Annotated in this window: 8 protein-coding genes; 6 read left to right on the forward strand and 2 right to left on the reverse strand. The window is 72.1% G+C overall.

The genetic code is table 11. The features are described 5' to 3' along the window. Window positions 1–253: 253 nt before the first annotated feature. Both OG390_RS19990 and OG390_RS19995 read right to left on the reverse strand, forming a co-directional pair. Window positions 254–1495, reverse strand: a complete 1242-nt coding sequence (locus OG390_RS19990) for a serine/threonine-protein kinase (protein WP_406169727.1) — start codon at window positions 1493–1495, stop codon at window positions 254–256. Window positions 1496–1675: 180 nt separating this feature from the next. Further along, window positions 1676–3358: a serine/threonine-protein kinase gene (locus OG390_RS19995; protein ID WP_406169729.1), complete on the reverse strand. Its 1683-nt coding sequence runs from the start codon at window positions 3356–3358 to the stop codon at window positions 1676–1678. A gap of 456 nt (window positions 3359–3814) precedes the next feature. Between OG390_RS19995 and OG390_RS20000 the strand changes: the two genes are divergently transcribed. The 6 genes from OG390_RS20000 (at window position 3815) to OG390_RS20025 (ending at window position 16245) form a co-directional block, all read left to right on the forward strand. Beyond that, complete coding sequence (locus tag OG390_RS20000) at window positions 3815–7567, forward strand: FHA domain-containing protein (RefSeq protein ID WP_406169731.1); 3753 nt, start codon at window positions 3815–3817, stop codon at window positions 7565–7567. Between the two features lie 289 nt (window positions 7568–7856). Then, window positions 7857–9284 (forward strand): ABC transporter substrate-binding protein, encoded by a 1428-nt coding sequence (locus OG390_RS20005; protein WP_406169733.1) that lies wholly within the window; start codon window positions 7857–7859, stop codon window positions 9282–9284. A gap of 70 nt (window positions 9285–9354) precedes the next feature. Beyond that, the gene (locus tag OG390_RS20010) at window positions 9355–10635 is read left to right on the forward strand and encodes a carbohydrate ABC transporter permease (protein WP_406177754.1); all 1281 of its coding nucleotides are present in this window, start codon (window positions 9355–9357) and stop codon (window positions 10633–10635) included. Continuing rightward, window positions 10632–11540, forward strand: a complete 909-nt coding sequence (locus OG390_RS20015; protein WP_406169735.1) for a carbohydrate ABC transporter permease — start codon at window positions 10632–10634, stop codon at window positions 11538–11540. Before OG390_RS20010 ends, OG390_RS20015 begins: the two co-directional genes overlap by 4 nt. Window positions 11541–11691: 151 nt before the next feature. Continuing rightward, a complete protein-coding gene (locus OG390_RS20020; RefSeq protein ID WP_406169737.1) occupies window positions 11692–13959 on the forward strand; it encodes a CDP-glycerol glycerophosphotransferase family protein in 2268 nt (755 codons plus the stop codon). Between the two features lie 123 nt (window positions 13960–14082). Continuing rightward, window positions 14083–16245: a CDP-glycerol glycerophosphotransferase family protein gene (locus OG390_RS20025; protein ID WP_406169739.1), complete on the forward strand. Its 2163-nt coding sequence runs from the start codon at window positions 14083–14085 to the stop codon at window positions 16243–16245. The last annotated feature ends 1 nt before the right edge of the window (window position 16246 follow it).

Genomic DNA, 16246 nt, shown 5'->3' on the forward strand with positions numbered 1-16246 from the left:
CTACGACAAGCGAGCCCGGCCGGTCGCCCCCACGGGGCCGGTGGACCCGGGCCCCGCCGCGGCTGCGGTGGGGTTCGAGCCTTGCGTCTGCGGGTTCGTGGGGGCTTCCCCGCACCCTTTCAGGGGCTCGGGGAAAACTGCGCGATCTTTCAGGGGGGTCTGGGGGCGCAGCCCCCAGGGACGGGACGGGCAGGGCCGGGACGGGCAGGGCGGAGGGGGCGAAACAAATCCCACACCCGGCCCCGCCGAGCGGTCACGGGGACGCCGGAGCCGAGTTCTTCGTGTCCGGCGGAGTCGCCCCCGCGTCGTCCCCGGACGTGGCGAGCCAGGTGCCGACGCCCACGGCGGCGACAAGGGCGACGGCAGCCGCCCCGAGCGTGATGCGCCGCCGCCGCGCGGAGGCCCGATGCCGGGCCGACCCCGGCCGGGGCGCGCCCGCTGCCCGCGGCGCACGGGCCGTACCGCGTGCTCCCCCCGCCAGTTCATCCGGCCCCGGTACCCGCATCGACGTATGCGTGTCCCGGTTCGAGTCCGGCGCGGCCCCCGGCACCAGCGGCACAGCCCCCCGCCGTTCCCGCGTCGCGGGAGCGGACGGCTCCGCCGTCTCCTCGTACGCCTCGTCCCCGTCCGCCGACTCCGCGTCCGGCGAGTCCACGTCCAACGGCGGCATCCCCGCCAGCAGCGGCAACTGCTCCCGCAGCCGAGCCCCGAGCTCCGAAGCCCGCAGCCGCGACGCCGGCGCCTTCGCCAGGCACTGCACGATCAGCTGCCAGAGCTCGTCCGGGATACCGGGCAGGGGTACGACGGTCTCCGTGACGTGCCGGCGCAGGACCGCCCCCGGGTGCCCGCCCCCGAACGGCGTGAACCCGGCGAGCAGCTCGTACAGGACGGTCGCCAAGGCGTAGATGTCGACGGCGGCCCGCGGCGGCAGCCCCTCGATGATCTCGGGCGCGAGATAGTCCGGCGTACCGATGATCTTCGTGGCCCGGGTCCGGCGGGGTGAGTCGATGAGTTTGGCCACACCGAAGTCGGTCAGGAGGGCGGGGTGGGATCCGCCGGGACCCAGCGGGCCCTGCATGTCGAGCAGGACGTTCTCGGGCTTCACATCGCGGTGGACGACCCCCGCGGCGTGCGCGGCCGCGAGCCCGTCCGCGACATCCGCGACGATCGCGACCGCGGCCTCGGGGGCGAGCCGTCGCTCCCGGTCGAGCCGGGTCCGCAGATCGGTCCCCCGGACGAGGTCCATGACGAGCGCGAGGTCGTTGCCGTCCACCACCAGGTCACGCACCGCGACCACGTGCGGATGGTCGAGACCGAGCAGCGCCGTGCGCTCCTGCACGAAGCGCCCCACGAGCTCCTGGTCGGACGCGAGGTCCTCGCGCAGCAGCTTGATGGCGACGGGCCCCTCCGGCCCCTCGCCCAGCCACACCGTGCCGGCACTGCCCCGCCCCAGAATCTGGTTCGCGGTGTACCGGCTCCCGATCTTGCGTGCCAAGACTGCTCCTACCGAGACGCGTGTTGTCGCTGCTGCGCCATCCCGGGGGCCAAGCCCCGGACCCCCAGCCGACAAAACTACGCGCCCGACGAGTCAATCTTCACCGCGGAGACGGAAATCACCCGTCAGATGTCGACAAATCCCCAGAGTCGCCTGCCCCGACGGGCAGTTGTTCCCGGGTCAGTTGCCGGAAGAGCCGCCTCCGCCGAGATCCCCGATCCACCCGCTGACGGTGTTGTACCAATCCTTCAGCTGGGCGAAGTACCCCTTGCCCGAGCCGATCCAGTCCTGAAGGGGACTGAACTCCCAGATCAGCCAACTCGCGACGAACAGGATGAGGATGGTGAACAGACACCCCTTGAGGCAGCCGAGCCCCGGGATCTTCATGGGGTTGGCGCTGCGCTGCCGCGGCTCGCGCGGCGCGGGCTGCTGAGGCTGCTGCGGAGCAGGCGCGTACCGCTGGGGCTGCTGCTGGGGCGCGGGGGCGTACCGCTGCTGCTGGTGCTGCGGCGCGTACTGCTGCGGCTGTTGCTGCTGCGGGTATCCGTATCCGGGCGGCGGCTGCTGCCCACGCTGCTGCTGCGGTCGCTGCTGGGGCCGTGCGACCTGCCGCTGCGGGCGACGGCGCAGCGGATCCTCGTTCGGGTCGAGGTACTGGACCTGCGTCTGCTCATTGCGGTCGCGGGCCGCGCGCAGCTGGTTCTGCCAGGGATGCGGGTCCTCGGGGCGGCCCGGCTGACCCTGCTGTCCGCCCGGCTGGTGCTGCGGCACGGGCGGCATGACGGCGGTCGGGTCGGCCGCGCCACGGTTCGGGAGGACGGACGTGGGGTCGGCGTCCCCGGAGGTGTGCGGCAGGACACTGGTCGCGGCATACGGGTCGAAGGCGCCCGCGCCCTGCGGCAGCACCTGGGTGGGGTCGGCCGCACCGGGCACGTCCGGGACGGTCGCCGGGGCCGGGTCGGGGGCGAGCAGCGCGCCCACGCCCTCGGCGGCGGCGATCTGCGCGGCGTTCGCGTGCACACCGACGCCCGCGGCGACGGCGCGCAGCCCGCGCGCGAGGTTCTCGGCGCTGGGCCGCTCGTCCGGGTTCTTGCTCAGGCAGCGCTCTATGACGGTCCACAGCGGGTCCGGCACGGTCGACGGGCGGCGCGGCTCGGCGCTCAGGTGCTGGTGCAGCACCTCCAGCGCGGATCCACCGGCGAACGGCGGACGCCCGGTGACCAGCTCGTACAGCAGGATGCCCGCCCCGTAGACGTCGACGGCGGACGTCTGCGGACGCCCCTCCGCCGACTCGGGCGCGACGTACGCGGGCGTGCCGACGAATTCGTGGGTGCGCGTGAGGCCCGGGGAATCGGCGAGCCGGGCGATGCCGAAGTCCGTCAGCATCGGGTGCATCTGGCCGCCGTCCTGCTTGAGCAGGACGTTCGCCGGCTTCAGATCGCGGTGTACTACGCCGTCGGCGTGGCTGGCGGCGAGCGCGTCGGCGACCTGGGCGGTGAGGAGGGCGGCGGCGACGGGAGTGAAAGGCCCGTTCTCGCGCAGGTAGCGGTGCAGGTCGGGCCCGTCGACCAGGTCCATGACGAGCGCGAGCAGATCGCCTTCGACGACGAGGTCGCGTACCCGCACGATGTTCGGGTGGGTCAGGCGGAGCAGCACCGACCGCTCCCGCAGGAACCGCATCACGATGTCCGCGTCGCTCGCGAGCTCTTCCTTCAGGACCTTGATCGCCACGGTTTCGCCGGGCTGGCCGGCCACGGCCGCCTCGGCGCCCGCGGTCTCCCTCTGGCGGGCTCGCCAGACGGTGCCTGTGGCGCCGCGCCCAAGCGGCTCCTCAAGGAGGTACTTGCTCCCTACCGGCCGCACGTCATGCGCTCCCTGTTGCTTGCTTGCCTGGTCCGTCCACCGTGATCACCGTGGTACAGGTGTTCCGACCCAACTGTAGTGCCGTCCCACATGGCACTGGGCTGTTGTCTTTCTGTGCTTCCCGTGAGCGCCTGTGCTTCGCATAAGCGCTTACGTACGCCTTCCCGCGCGTGTTCGATGGAAAGACGCTCGGTCCGGTCACTTGGTTGCCGAATGGCGGGCGTGACCGATCTCAAGCGGGCACCGGTCGGGCACTGGTCAGGCACTTTTACGGGCAGAGCCGACCAATCAAGATCACTTACGGGTGGGGGGCGGGCGTGTTGTCAGTGGCAGGTGCGAGGATGCCTCCAGTACTGGCCGACGTGCCCGTGTGCGGTGGGGGAATCTGCGGTGGGGGACCGCAGCGCAGCCTCGTCCTCGTCGCGGACACCTGCGCGGAAGGGACCGCTGACGGCGATGCAGATCCGGCTGACCGTCGTAGACCCGCTGGGGCCGCCCTCGGAGCCGCGGGGGCGTGCCGCGGCCTGCGATGTGCTGGTCACCGCGCCCGCCGGCACGGCGCTGGCCGCGGTCGCGTCGGGCCTGGCCTCGGCGGTCGGCGGGGGTGACAGCCAAATCGTGCTGTACGCGGGCGCTGAGCGGCTCGACGGGCAGCGCTGCACGCTGGGCGAGCCGCCCCTGACGGACGGCGCCGTGCTGTCCCTGGGCGCGCCCGCGGAGCCAGGCCCGGACGCGGACGACGGCGCCGCCCAGCTCCATGTGGTCGCGGGCCCCGACGCGGGCGGCGTCCACCTCCTGCACGGCGGCCAGATCCACATCGGCCGCTCCGCCGACGCGGACGTGCCGCTGGACGACCCCGACGTCTCCCGCCTGCACTGCGCGGTCACGGTCACCCCGGAGGGCCGCGTCTCGGTCGCCGACCTCGGTTCCACGAACGGCACGGCACTCGACGGCACCCGCGTCGGCACCCGCCCCGTCCGCCTCGCCCCCGGGGCCCTCCTCCGTGTCGGCGAGTCCGCGCTGCGGCTGGCTCCGCCCGGGGCTGCGGGGGCGTTGGAGAAGGCGCCGGACGGGGAGGGGCATGTGCGGGTGACCGTCGGCGCCGGTCCGGGGACCGGTGCCCCCGATGTCGGCGGCCCCGCTCGCCCGGGGCCGGCATCGCCCACCGCGACCGTGCCCCACGCGCGCGTGGGAGACACCCGGATCCCCGCCGCCGGGCTGACCGACGACACCCCGGTCCCGTCGCCCACCGGAGACACACATCACACCTATGGACCGGCGGAGTGGGGAGCCGCGGAGGGAGTCCCGAGCGCGCAGGAGCACGGTCGAGCCGTACCGCAGGCCCCACCCTCCGGCGGACCGTCTCCCGCGCCCTCCGTTGTGCCGGGACAGGGCGGGGCACCTCACATCGAGAGCCGGCCGCGCGGCGGCGCCGAACGGGACGGCACCCCCGAGCCCGCCGGGCACGGCTCGCCCCCGGCAGAGACCGCGGACTCCGCACGCGCGGGCACCGCGAGCACCCGCAAAGGCACTCCCCCTCGCGGCACGGACGTCCCGTCGGGCGTGCGCAGGCGGGGCGGAATCGGCGCCTGGGCGCGGCGACTGGCCACAGGACGCGGTGGACCGGCGGGATCCGGGCAGGACCCGTACGACCACGCGGAAGCCGCAGGAGAAGATCACCTCCCCACGGTGCCGCAGTCGCCGGAGAGCTGGCCCGACCCCGCGACGCTGCTGCTCACCGCACTGGGGCCGGGACCGCGGCTGTGGGAGCGCGGCCCCGGGCACCCGGAGGCACTGACGGTACGGCTGGGCACGGCCGACCGGGCGGCACCCGACGGCTCGGGCCTGCTGCCCGCGGTGCCGGTGACCGCCGGCCTGCGGGAGGCCGGCGCGCTGGGTCTGGCCGGGCCTCGTCCGCGCCTCGCGGGGCTGGCCCGCGCGCTCGTGGCGCAGCTCGCCGCGCTGCACTCCCCCGACGCCCTCGAAATCGTCCTGATCAGCACGGACCGTTCCCGCACGGTCGAGGAGCGCACCGCCGAGTGGTCCTGGCTCGGCTGGCTCCCCCACCTGCGCCCCACGCACGGCCAGGACTGCCGCCTCCTCCTCGCCTACGACCGCGAGCAGGCGACGGCCCGCACGGACGAACTCCTCCGCCGTCTGGAGGACCACCTGACCGAAGCGGGCCGCGCGCCGGGGGCTCCGGCCCCCCGTCGAGACCCACGTCCCGGCGACGATGTACGGGGCGCGGCCCGGCGGCCCTCCTGGGCGCGGGACGAGGACGGGACGGACGGAGCCTTCGACGGGCCGTACACCGTGGTGGTCGTGGACGGGGACCCCGGGGGCGCCGATGTGCGGGAGGCCGTGGTGCGGCTGACCCACGAGGGGGCGCGGGCCGGGATCCATGTGGTGTGCCTCGCCGAGACCCCTGCGGCATCGCCCGCGTCGCCGGTGACGGAGACGTACGAGGCGGCGTGCGAGGCATCGCCGGCGTTCCGCGAGTGCGGCGCGGTCGCGCTGCTCAGCGGGGACGTGGCCACGGCACTGCGGCTGATGCGGGTCGCGCCGGGCGGGCCTGTCGGTTCCGCCCCGGGCGCGGCCGCGCGGCGCACGGCGGGCGACGCCGCGGGGGCCCGGCGGGGCGGGCTCGGGGGGTCCGGGCAGGACGGCCACGCAGGGGCCGGGCAGGACGGACACGAGGGGTTCTCGCGGGGCGGCTCCGCGGAACGCGCGCGCGGCGGCCGGGTCGAACCGACGCACGGCGCGACGTACCGCAGCCCTACTCGGGGCGGTCCCCCGCACGCCGACGCCACCCACGGAGGCTCCCCCCGTGCCGGGGCCGTCGGGGCGGATGCCGGTTCGATGCGCGGTGGCCACACCCACATCGGCACCACCGGGCACCTGGCGCGCGGCCCCGTGGGGCATGGCACCGTCGCCGCGATCGACGCCGTGTCGATCGCGTGGGCCGAGCGGTTCGCACGGGCGCTCGCGCCGCTGCGGACCGACGGCACGCACGGCGACCGGCACACGCGCGTATCCGCGCCACTGCCTCAAGTGGCGCGTCTGCTCGACGAGTTGGGGCTCGCCCGGGCCACCCCGGCCTCACTGATGGCGCGTTGGGCGGACGCGGCCGACGACACCGAGGCGCTCGGTGGGCGCGGCCGGGTCGTGCTCGGAGCCGGGCCGCGCGGGCCCGTCGCCGTGGATCTCCCCGCAGAGGGCCCGCATCTGCTGATCGAGGGGCCTACGGGCAGCGGTCGTACGGAGCTGCTGCGCTCCCTCGCCGCGTCACTCGCCGCCGCGGAGCGACCCGACCGGCTCGGGATCGTACTGATAGACGGGCGGGACGGTGCCGGGGGCAATGGCGCGGGGCGGGGCGAGGGACTCCAGGCCTGTACGGACCTCCCGCATGTCACGACCCACCTCACCGCCAACGACCCCGTACGGATGCGGGAGTTCGCCCAGGCCCTCAGCGCCGAGCTGAAGCGGCGGGCCGAGCTGCTCGGGCGGCTCGACTTCACGGAGTGGCACACCCGGCGCGAGGTGCCGGGTCGGATCGTGGCCCAGCGTTCCGCCAAGTCGTCGTCGCCCGGGATGGTGTCCGGGGCGTCGTCCGGCGCCGGAGATCTGGACGCGCCGCCCAGTTCGACGCTGCGGTTGCGGCCGGCGGCCGCGCGGGATCGTGCGGAGCCGGGGCCGCCGCTCGCCCGACTTGTCGTGGTGGTCGACGATCTGGACGCGCTGCTGTCGCCCCCGTTGGGTTCGCCGGGGCGGCCCGCGGCCGGGTCCGTCATACGCGCCCTCGAGGCTGTTGCCCGTGAGGGAGATCGGCTCGGGGTGCACCTTGTGGCGGCGGCCGGGGTCGACGGGCGTACGGCGGGGTCCGAGCTGGGGCGGTCCGCCGCGGTGCGGGTCGTCCTCGACGCGGTGTCCACGGGTCCGGACGAGCCGGCTCCCGGGCGGGGGCGGCTGCTTCGCCCGGACGGGCGGGACACGCCCTTCCAGGGCGGTCGGGTCACCGGGCGCATTCCTCGTACGGCCACCCTCCGCCCCACCGTCGTACCCCTGGAGTGGCATCGCATGGGCGATCCGCCGGCGCGGCGACCCGTTCGCGAGCTCGGCAACGGGCCGACGGACTTGGCGTTGCTCGCCAGTGCGCTGGAGCGGGCAGCTCGGTCTGTGGCCGCGGTCGAGGTGCCCTCGCTGCTTTAGCGTCCGGCGCGGGTGGGTGGGTGCCGGGGGGTTTCGCCCCCTCCGCCCCTGCCCGTCCCGTGCCTGGGGGCTCCGCCCCCAGACCCCCGGGGGTGTTTTTCGACTGCCGGCCGGTGGGGGCTTGTCGCGCAGTTCCCCGCGCCCCTGGGAGGCGACAACACGTCACGACCCAATCACGATCGCTCACTTGACACCGTTGGCGCTCTTGCCGCCCTCAAGCCCCGGGCGTAGACCAGAGCGCACGGGACAGCGCTCGGACGTTCGACGAGGAACGAAGAACGGGGCAGTGATGCGCAGCAATCTTCGTGTACGCAGGTCGCCCAATCACTCCACCAATCACTCCACGTACAGGTCACGCAGGGCCGCACAAGCCGCCGCAGCCGCCGTCATCGCCGGCGCGCTCACCCTCACCGCATGCAGCGGCGACAACGGCGACAACAAGGACAAGGGGAACGACGGCACCGGCAAGGAGAGCAGCAGCGGCGACACCGTCACCCTTCCCAAGCTCGACGGCTCCAGCCTGGAGGTCGCCGCCGTGTGGACCGGCGGCGAGCAGGCCAACTTCAAGAAGGTGCTGGCGGAGTTCGAGAAGCGCACCGGCGCGAAGGTCACCTTCGTACCCGCGCAGGACCCGATCATCAACTTCCTCGGTTCGAAGATCGCCGGTGGCAAGCCGCCGGACGTCGCGATGCTGCCGCAACCCGGGGCCATCAAGCAGGCCGTGGACAAGAAATGGGCGAAGCCGATCGGCGCCGAGGCGCAGGCGGAGCTCAGCAAGAACTACTCGCAGGGCTGGCAGGACATCGGCAAGGTCAACGGCAAGCAGTACGGCGTCTATTACAAGGCCGCCAACAAGTCGCTGATCTGGTACAACGCCAAGGCCTTCGAGAACGCGGGCGCGAAGGAGCCCACGACCTGGAAGGACCTCCTGAGCACCGCGCAGACGATCTACGACTCCGGTGTCACCCCGTTCTCCGTCGCCGGCGCCGACGGCTGGCCCCTCACCGACTGGTTCGAGAACGTCTATCTCTCCCAGGCGGGCCCGGAGAAGTACGACCAGCTCGCCCAGCACAAGATCAAGTGGACGGACCCGTCCGTCAAACAGGCTCTCACGACGCTCGCCCAGATCTGGGGCAAGAAGGACTTCGTCGCGGGCGGTGCGGCCGGCGCGCTGCAGACCGAGTTCCCGGCCTCCGTGACGCAGACCTTCACCGGCGGCGACCAGCCGAAGTCCGCCATGGTCTACGAGGGCGACTTCGTGCAGGTCAACATCGGGGAGACGAAGGCGAAGGTGGGCACGGACGCGAAGGTGTTCCCGTTCCCGACGGTGGGCAGCACCGCGCCGGTGGTCTCCGGCGGCGACGCCGCGGTGATCCTCAAGGACTCCAAGGCGGCCCAGGCACTCGCCACCTTCCTGGCCTCGCCGGACGCGGCGACGATCCAGGCGAAGCTCGGCGGCTATCTCTCCCCCAACAAGAACGTGCCGAACTCGGCGTACCCGAACGCCGTGCAACAGAAGATCGCCAAGGCGCTCATCGCGGCCGGCGACGACTTCCGCTTCGACATGTCCGACCAGACCCCGCAGGCCTTCGGCGGCACGCCCGGCAAGGGCGAGTGGAAGGATCTCCAGGACTTCCTGAAGAACCCGACCGACGTAGCGGGCGCCCAGGCGAAGCTGGAGAAGGACGCGGCGGCGGCGTACGGCAGCGGGAGCTGATCCGGCGATGACGTCGGCAGCGGCGGCGGAGGTCCCCCCGACCCCCGCCGCGCCCCGCCCGCGCAAGAGCGTGACCGGCACCCGCAAGACCATGGCAGCCCTCTTCCTGCTGCCTGCCCTCGTGCTGCTCGGCGCGCTCGTGGTCTACCCGATCGGGTACTCGGTCGTCCGCAGCTTCTACAACCAGTCCGGCGACGGCTTCGCCGGCATCGACAACTACAAGTCCCTGTTCACCGACGACGGCATTCGCACCGCGCTCAAGAACAACATCATTTGGGTGGTGTTCGCGCCGACGATCGCGACCGCCCTCGGGCTGATCTTCGCGGTGCTCACCGAACGGGTGCGCTGGGGAACGGCGTTCAAGCTGGTCGTCTTCATGCCGATGGCGATCTCGATGCTCGCCTCCGGCATCATCTTCCGGCTGGTGTACGACCAGGACCCGGACAAGGGGGTCGCGAACGCGGTCTGGGTCGGCATCCACGACACGTTCGCCGAGTCGTCCGCGTTCCCGAAGGCCCATCCGGGACGGCAGTCACCCCTCGAACCCCGAGGGGGCGGGTTCATCACCAAGAACCCCGTCCAGGCCGGGCAGTCCGTCACCCTCCCTCTGGTCGGGGTCGCCCCCGATCAGATGCCCGACAGTGCCAAGAAGGCCGTACAGGCCAAGGCCGAGCCAGGCAAGATCACCGGCACGGCCTGGCAGGACTTCACCCGCGGCAAGGGGGTCGGGAAGCTCGGCCAGGTGGACACGGGTGAGCTCGGCTACGCGGGCATGAAGGTCGAGGCCGTCAAGGACGGCAAGGTCGTGGACTCCACCAAGGTCCGCGGCGACGGCACCTTCACGCTCTCGGGCAAGGCCGACGGGGCCCAACTCCGGCTCCCGGCGGGCAATTTCAAGGAGCCGTACAACGGCCTCGACTGGCTCGGCCCGTCCCTGGTCACGCCCGCCATCATCGGCTCGTACATCTGGATGTGGGCGGGCTTCGCGATGGTGCTGATCGCGGCAGGTTTGGCAGGTGTACCGCGCGAGCTCCTTGAGGCCGCCCGGGTCGACGGGGCGAACGAGTGGCATGTCTTCAGGAGGGTCACGGTGCCGCTGCTCGCGCCCGTGCTCGCGGTCGTCACCGTCACCCTGATGATCAACGTGCTGAAGGTCTTCGACCTGGTCTTCATCATCGCGCCGGGCTCGTCCCAGGACGACGCCAACGTGCTGGCCCTGGAGCTGTACCGCAAGGGCTTCTCGGAGGACCAGCCGGGCATCGCGAGCGCCATCGCGGTGTTCCTGCTGCTGCTCGTGATCCCGGTGATGCTGTTCAACATCCGCAGGCTCAGGCGGGAGGTGCGGCGATGACCACCCACGCCGGCAGGCTCACGAAAGCCGCGCCTGTCGCGGCCGTGAAGACGAAGCAGTCCCTCGGCTCACGGCTCGCGAGCGGGGTCAGCGGCGGTGTGCTCCGGGTCTTTCTGCTCCTCGTCGGGCTGTTCTGGCTGGTGCCGACCATCGGGCTGCTGCTGTCCTCGCTGCGCAAGCCGGAGGACATGAGCGCGAGCGGCTGGTGGAAGGTCTTCAGCGAGCCCTCGCAGCTCACCGTGGACAGCTACCAGAAACTCCTGGAGAACAGCGACATCACCGACTCGCTGGTGAACACGGTGCTGATCACGGTCCCGGCGACCCTCCTCGTCGTCGTGATCGGTTCGCTCGCGGGGTACGCCTTCGCCTGGATGGAGTTCCCCGGCCGCGACTGGTGGTTCCTGGGCGTGGTCGGGCTGCTGGTCGTTCCCGTGCAGGTGGCACTGATCCCGATCGCCGAACTCTTCGGCAAGATCGGCATCTTCGGGTCGATCACCGGCGTGGTCTTCTTCCACGTGGGCTTCGGTCTGCCCTTCGCGGTGTTCCTGCTGCGGAACTTCTTCGCGGAGATCCCGCGCGAGCTCCTGGAGGCGGCCCGACTGGACGGCGCCGGTGAACTGCGCTTGTTCGTACGGGTCGTGATGCCGCTCGGCGGTCCCGCGATCGCCTCGCTCGGGATCTTCCAGTTCCTGTGGGTGTGGAACGACATGCTGGTCGCGCTGGTGTTCTCCGACTCGGGCAGCCAGCCGATCACGGTCGCACTGCAGACACAGGTACGCCAGTTCGGCAACAACATCGATGTGCTGGCACCGGGCGCCTTCATCTCGATGGTGATCCCACTGGCCGTGTTCTTCGCGTTCCAACGGCAGTTCGTGTCCGGGGTCATGGCGGGCGCGGTGAAGTAGGTTCGGCAAAGGAGCACTTGAGGGGCGGGCCGGACACCGGCCCGCCCCTGCTCGTTCACCGGACATCCCCCGTATGCCACATCTGGCGTAACCAAGTCACCCCTTCGGCCGTTCCCGGGCAGGTATGCCCGCGCCGACCCATGGATGTCCCTTGCCCAGGTTCAGTGTCATCGTCCCCGCGTACAAGGTTCAGGCGTACCTGCACGAGTGCCTGGATTCCGTCCTGGAACAGTCCTACCCGGACCTCGAACTGATCGCGGTCGACGACTGCTCGCCCGACGCCTGCGGGGCGATCATCGACGAGTTCGCGGCCCGCGACCCCCGCGTACGCCCTGTCCATCTCACCGAGAACGTGGGCCTGGGCCGCGCCCGCAACGCGGGCCTCGAACACGCCACCGGCGACTACCTGATCTTCCTGGACAGCGACGACAGCCTCACCCCGAACGCGCTGCGCGCCATCGCCGACCGGCTGAAGGAGACCTCCGAACCGGACGTCCTGGTCTACGACTACGCGCGCACGTACTGGTCGGGCGAGGCCGTCCGCAACCAGTTCGCGGCGCAGTTGACGGAGGCGGGCCCGGCGCCGTTCCGGCTCGTCGACCGGCCGGGGCTGCTGCGGATCCTGATGGTGGTGTGGAACAAGGCGTACCGCCGGGAGTTCGTCGAGCGCGAGGGCTTCGCCTTCCCGCCCGGCTACTACGAGGACACGCCCTGGACCTATCCGGCGCTGATGTCCGCCGAGACGATCGCCACCCTCGACCGGGTCTGCGTCCACTACCGCCAGCGGCGCCACGGCAGCATCCTCGGCACCAGCAGCCGCAAGCACTTCGACATCTTCGGACAGTACGACCGTGTCTTCGCGCACATCGACCGGCGCCCGGGGCTGGCGCACTGGCGTCCGGTCCTGTTCCGCCGCATGGTCGACCACTTCTCGACGGTGTTCCTCAAGCGCGGCCGACTGCCACGCGGCTCGCGGGCCGAGTTCCTGCGCAGGTCACGTGCCCACTACCGCCGTTACCGCACACCGGGCGCCCCCGTCCCGCTGCGCACCCGCGCGCGGCACGTGCTGGTCAGGCTGGGCACCCACCGCGTATACCGCCTGCTGTCACTGGCGTCCCGCATCCACAGACAGACCGTGCGCCGGACCAAGACGCTGCTCCGCAGGGCCCGCGGCGCCGCGCTGCAACTCCACTACCGCGTCCAGCTCCGCCTCCCGCTGCGCGCCGACCGCGCCGTGTTCTCCAGCTACTGGGGTCGCGGCCACGGCTGCAACCCGGGCGCCCTGGAGTCCGCTTTCCGCACCTGGGCCCCGCACATCACCACCACGTGGATCGCGCATGCCGAGCACCACCACACGATCCCGGCCTCGACGCGCAGGCTGCGCCCCGGGACGGCCGCGTACTGGACGGCGCTCGCCCGCTCCAAGTACCTGGTGAACAACGTCAACTTCGACCGGCGGCTGGTCAAGCGCCCCGGCCAGATCATGATCCAGACGCAGCACGGGACCCCGCTCAAGCGCATGGGCCTCGACCTCCAGGACCGCCCGGCCGCCGCCCGTGGCACGGACTTCGCCGAGCTGCTGCGCAGCGTCGACAAGTGGGACTACTGCCTGTCCGCCAACCGCCACTCCACTCTGGTCTGGGAGCGCGTCTTCCCGTCCTCGTACACGATGCTGGAGTACGGCCTGCCCCGCAACGACGTGTTCCAGCGGGCGACTTCGGCGGACGTGTCCCGGCTGCGCGAGTTGCTCGGCATCCCCGAGGGCGCGGTCGCCGTGCTGTACGCGCCGACGTACCGCGACTACCGCCGCACCCAGCGCCAAGCCCTCGACCTGGAACGCGTGCTGCGCCGACTCGGCCCGCGCTTCGTCGTGCTGACCCGCTCCCATCACGCGTACGAGGCCCCGCCGGCGAGCGCCTCCGGTGACCGTCTCATCGACGTGTCCGGCCATCCGAGCATCGAGTCGCTGTGCCTCGCCTCGGACGCGCTGGTCACCGACTACTCGTCCCTGATGTTCGACTACGCGGGTCTCGACCGGCCGATCGTGATCCACGCGGACGACTGGGAGGCGTACGAGGCGGCCCGCGGCACCTACTTCGACCTGCGCGCGTTCCCGCCCGGCGCGGTCGCGCGCAGCGAGGACGAGCTGATCGACATCTTCGCGTCGGGGCACTGGCGCGGCTCGCGCTCCGCGCAACTGCGGGCCGCTTTCCGCGAGCGTTTCTGCCCGTACGACGACGGGCGCGCCGCGGAGCGGGTGGTACGCCGTGTGGTCCTCGGTGAGAGCGCCGGTCTGCCGCCGTTCATCCCGCTCGGCGAACGCCACCCGGTCCCGTCGGCGACCGCGGCCCGCCCTGCCACGCCCCTCGCGACCGTGCCGCCGCCCGGCGCTGCCGTCCCCGTCACCGAGAACCTCTGAACCGGAGTCCGCGTGCCCTCCAGCCCGTCGCGGCCCACCCCCACCCGGCCGGCCACCTGGCGGCCCGCCGGGCGACCGGGGCGATGAAACCCCGGCTCAGTGCCCCTTGAGAGAAAGAGCAGAATGCCCCGCTTCAGCGTCATCGTGCCCACCCATGGAGTTGCCGGGCGACTGGCCCAAGCGCTGGACTCGGTCCTCACCCAGTCCTTCGGCGACTTCGAGCTGATCCCGGTCTGCGACGCGCCCGACTCCCCGGCCGGAACGGTCGCCGCCTCGTACGCCGCGCGGCACTCCCGGGTCACTCCGGTCCACTCGCCGCCGTCGGGCGGGCTGAGCGCGGCACGCAACGCCGGGATGGCGGCGGCGAACGGCACGTATCTGCTCTTCCTCGACGGCGACGACGAACTGGTGCCGGGCGCGCTGGGAGCCCTGGACGCCACGCTGCGGGCCGACACCGATGTCCTCTACTTCGGACACGAGCGGGTGCACTGGTGGGAGGGCGAGTCGAGCAGGCCCCCGCTCGACAGGGACCCGGAGGTCCTCGGCGCACACGCCCCGGCGTGGAGCGCGGCCTACCGTCGCGCCTTCCTCGCCGAGCACCGACTCGCCTTTCCCGGCGGGTACTTCACGGACGCGGGCTGGAGCGGCCTGGTGACCCTCGCGACCGAACGCGCGGCGGTGCTGCACACCGTCTGCGTACGTCATCACCTGCGCCGCCAGGGCAGGCGTCTCAACACCCCGGGTGAGCACCAGTTCGAACTCCTCGACCAAGTCGAATCGGTGCTCACCCGCGTGGCCGAACAGACCGTGTCCGCGGCCAAGTCGCATGCGCTGTTCGGTCAGCTCTTCGCCCTCGTGCTGAAGACGGCGGCCCATCCGACGCGGGTGCCCGCGCGCCGCCGCCGGGCCTTCTTCCGCCGCGCGGGCAGGCTCTACCGACGCCACCGCCCGGCCGGGTTCCGGCCGCCGTCGGGCAGTCTCGGGGTGCAGCACCGGTTGCTCGCGACCGGCGCCTACAGCGCGTTCCGGGCGCTGCGCGGAGCCAACCAGGCGGCCGCGAAGTCGGCTCAGCGGGTGCCGCACCCGAGGATGCTGCGCACCCGCGCGCTCTACGCGGCCCACCTCCGTCGCGCCCTCGACGAGAACCTCGCCGTGTACTGCGCGTACTGGGGCCGCGGCTACGCCTGCAACCCGGCCGCCATCCACGCCAAGGCCCGCGAACTCGCCCCGCACATCCGCTCGGTGTTCCTGGTCGAGCCCGAAGCGGTGGACGCGCTGCCGAAGGGCATCGACCACGCGGTGATCGGCAGCCGCCGCTACTGGGAGGTGCTGGCCCGCGCCAAGTACCTGATCAACAACGCCAATTTCGCGGACGGCGTCGTCAAACGCCCCGGCAGCGTCCATGTCCAGACCCAGCACGGGACCCCCCTGAAGAAGATGGGCGTCGACCAGTCCACGTACCCGGTGGTGGCTGCCGCGACCGGCAGTTTCGCCAAGCTGCTGACCCGGGTGGACCGCTGGGACTACAACCTCTCCTCCAACCGGCACTCCACCCAGATGTGGGAGCGGGCCTTCCCCGGCACGTACGAGGCGCTGGAGTACGGCTATCCGCGCAACGACGTCTACTACACGGCGACCGCCGACGACGTGACCCGCGTGCGTGAACGCCTGGGCGTCCCCGAGGGCAGAACCGCCCTCCTCTACGCGCCCACGCACCGCGACTACAGCACCGGCTTCGAGGCCCGGCTCGATCTGGAGGCCTTCTGCGAGGAGATCGGGGAGGACTTCGTCGTCCTGCTGCGCGCCCACTACTTCTACGACGAGGGCGCCGCGCACAGGAGCGGCGGCCGGATCATCGACGTCACCGCGCACCGCTCCTCGGAAGACGTCTGCCTGGCCGCCGACGCGCTGATCACGGACTACTCGTCGATCATGTTCGACTACGCCAACCTCGACCGGCCGATCGTCGTGTACGCGGACGACTGGGAGATCTACCGGGAGACGCGGGGCGTGTACTTCGACGTGATGGAGGCGCCACCGGGGCCGGTGGCCCGCAGCCCGCAGGACCTCGCCCGGGTCTTCGCCGAAGGCTCCTACGCGGACCCGAAGTCCACGGCCCTGCGTGCCCGATTCCGCGAGCGCTTCTGCCAGTTCGACGACGGAAGGGCCGCCGAACGGGTCGTACGAAGAGTGCTCCTGGGTGAACCGCCCGAGGCCATCCCGCCCGTGGTGCCGATCGCCGAGCGTCTTCCGGCTCCCGCCGCGTCCACCCTCGTAAGGAGCTGAC

The sequence above is a fragment of the Streptomyces sp. NBC_00996 genome (genome assembly GCF_045162675.1).
GTDB lineage: Bacteria > Actinomycetota > Actinomycetes > Streptomycetales > Streptomycetaceae > Streptomyces.

Excerpts from the sequence above, each read along its gene's own strand:
- OG390_RS20000 (WP_406169731.1), top strand. The coding sequence starts at position 3,815 with ATGCAGATCCGGCTGACCGTCGTAGACCCGCTGGGGCCGCCCTCGGAG.
- OG390_RS20005 (WP_406169733.1), top strand. The coding sequence starts at position 7,857 with ATGCGCAGCAATCTTCGTGTACGCAGGTCGCCCAATCACTCCACCAAT.
- OG390_RS20015 (WP_406169735.1), top strand. The coding sequence starts at position 10,632 with ATGACCACCCACGCCGGCAGGCTCACGAAAGCCGCGCCTGTCGCGGCC.
- OG390_RS20025 (WP_406169739.1), top strand. The coding sequence starts at position 14,083 with ATGCCCCGCTTCAGCGTCATCGTGCCCACCCATGGAGTTGCCGGGCGA.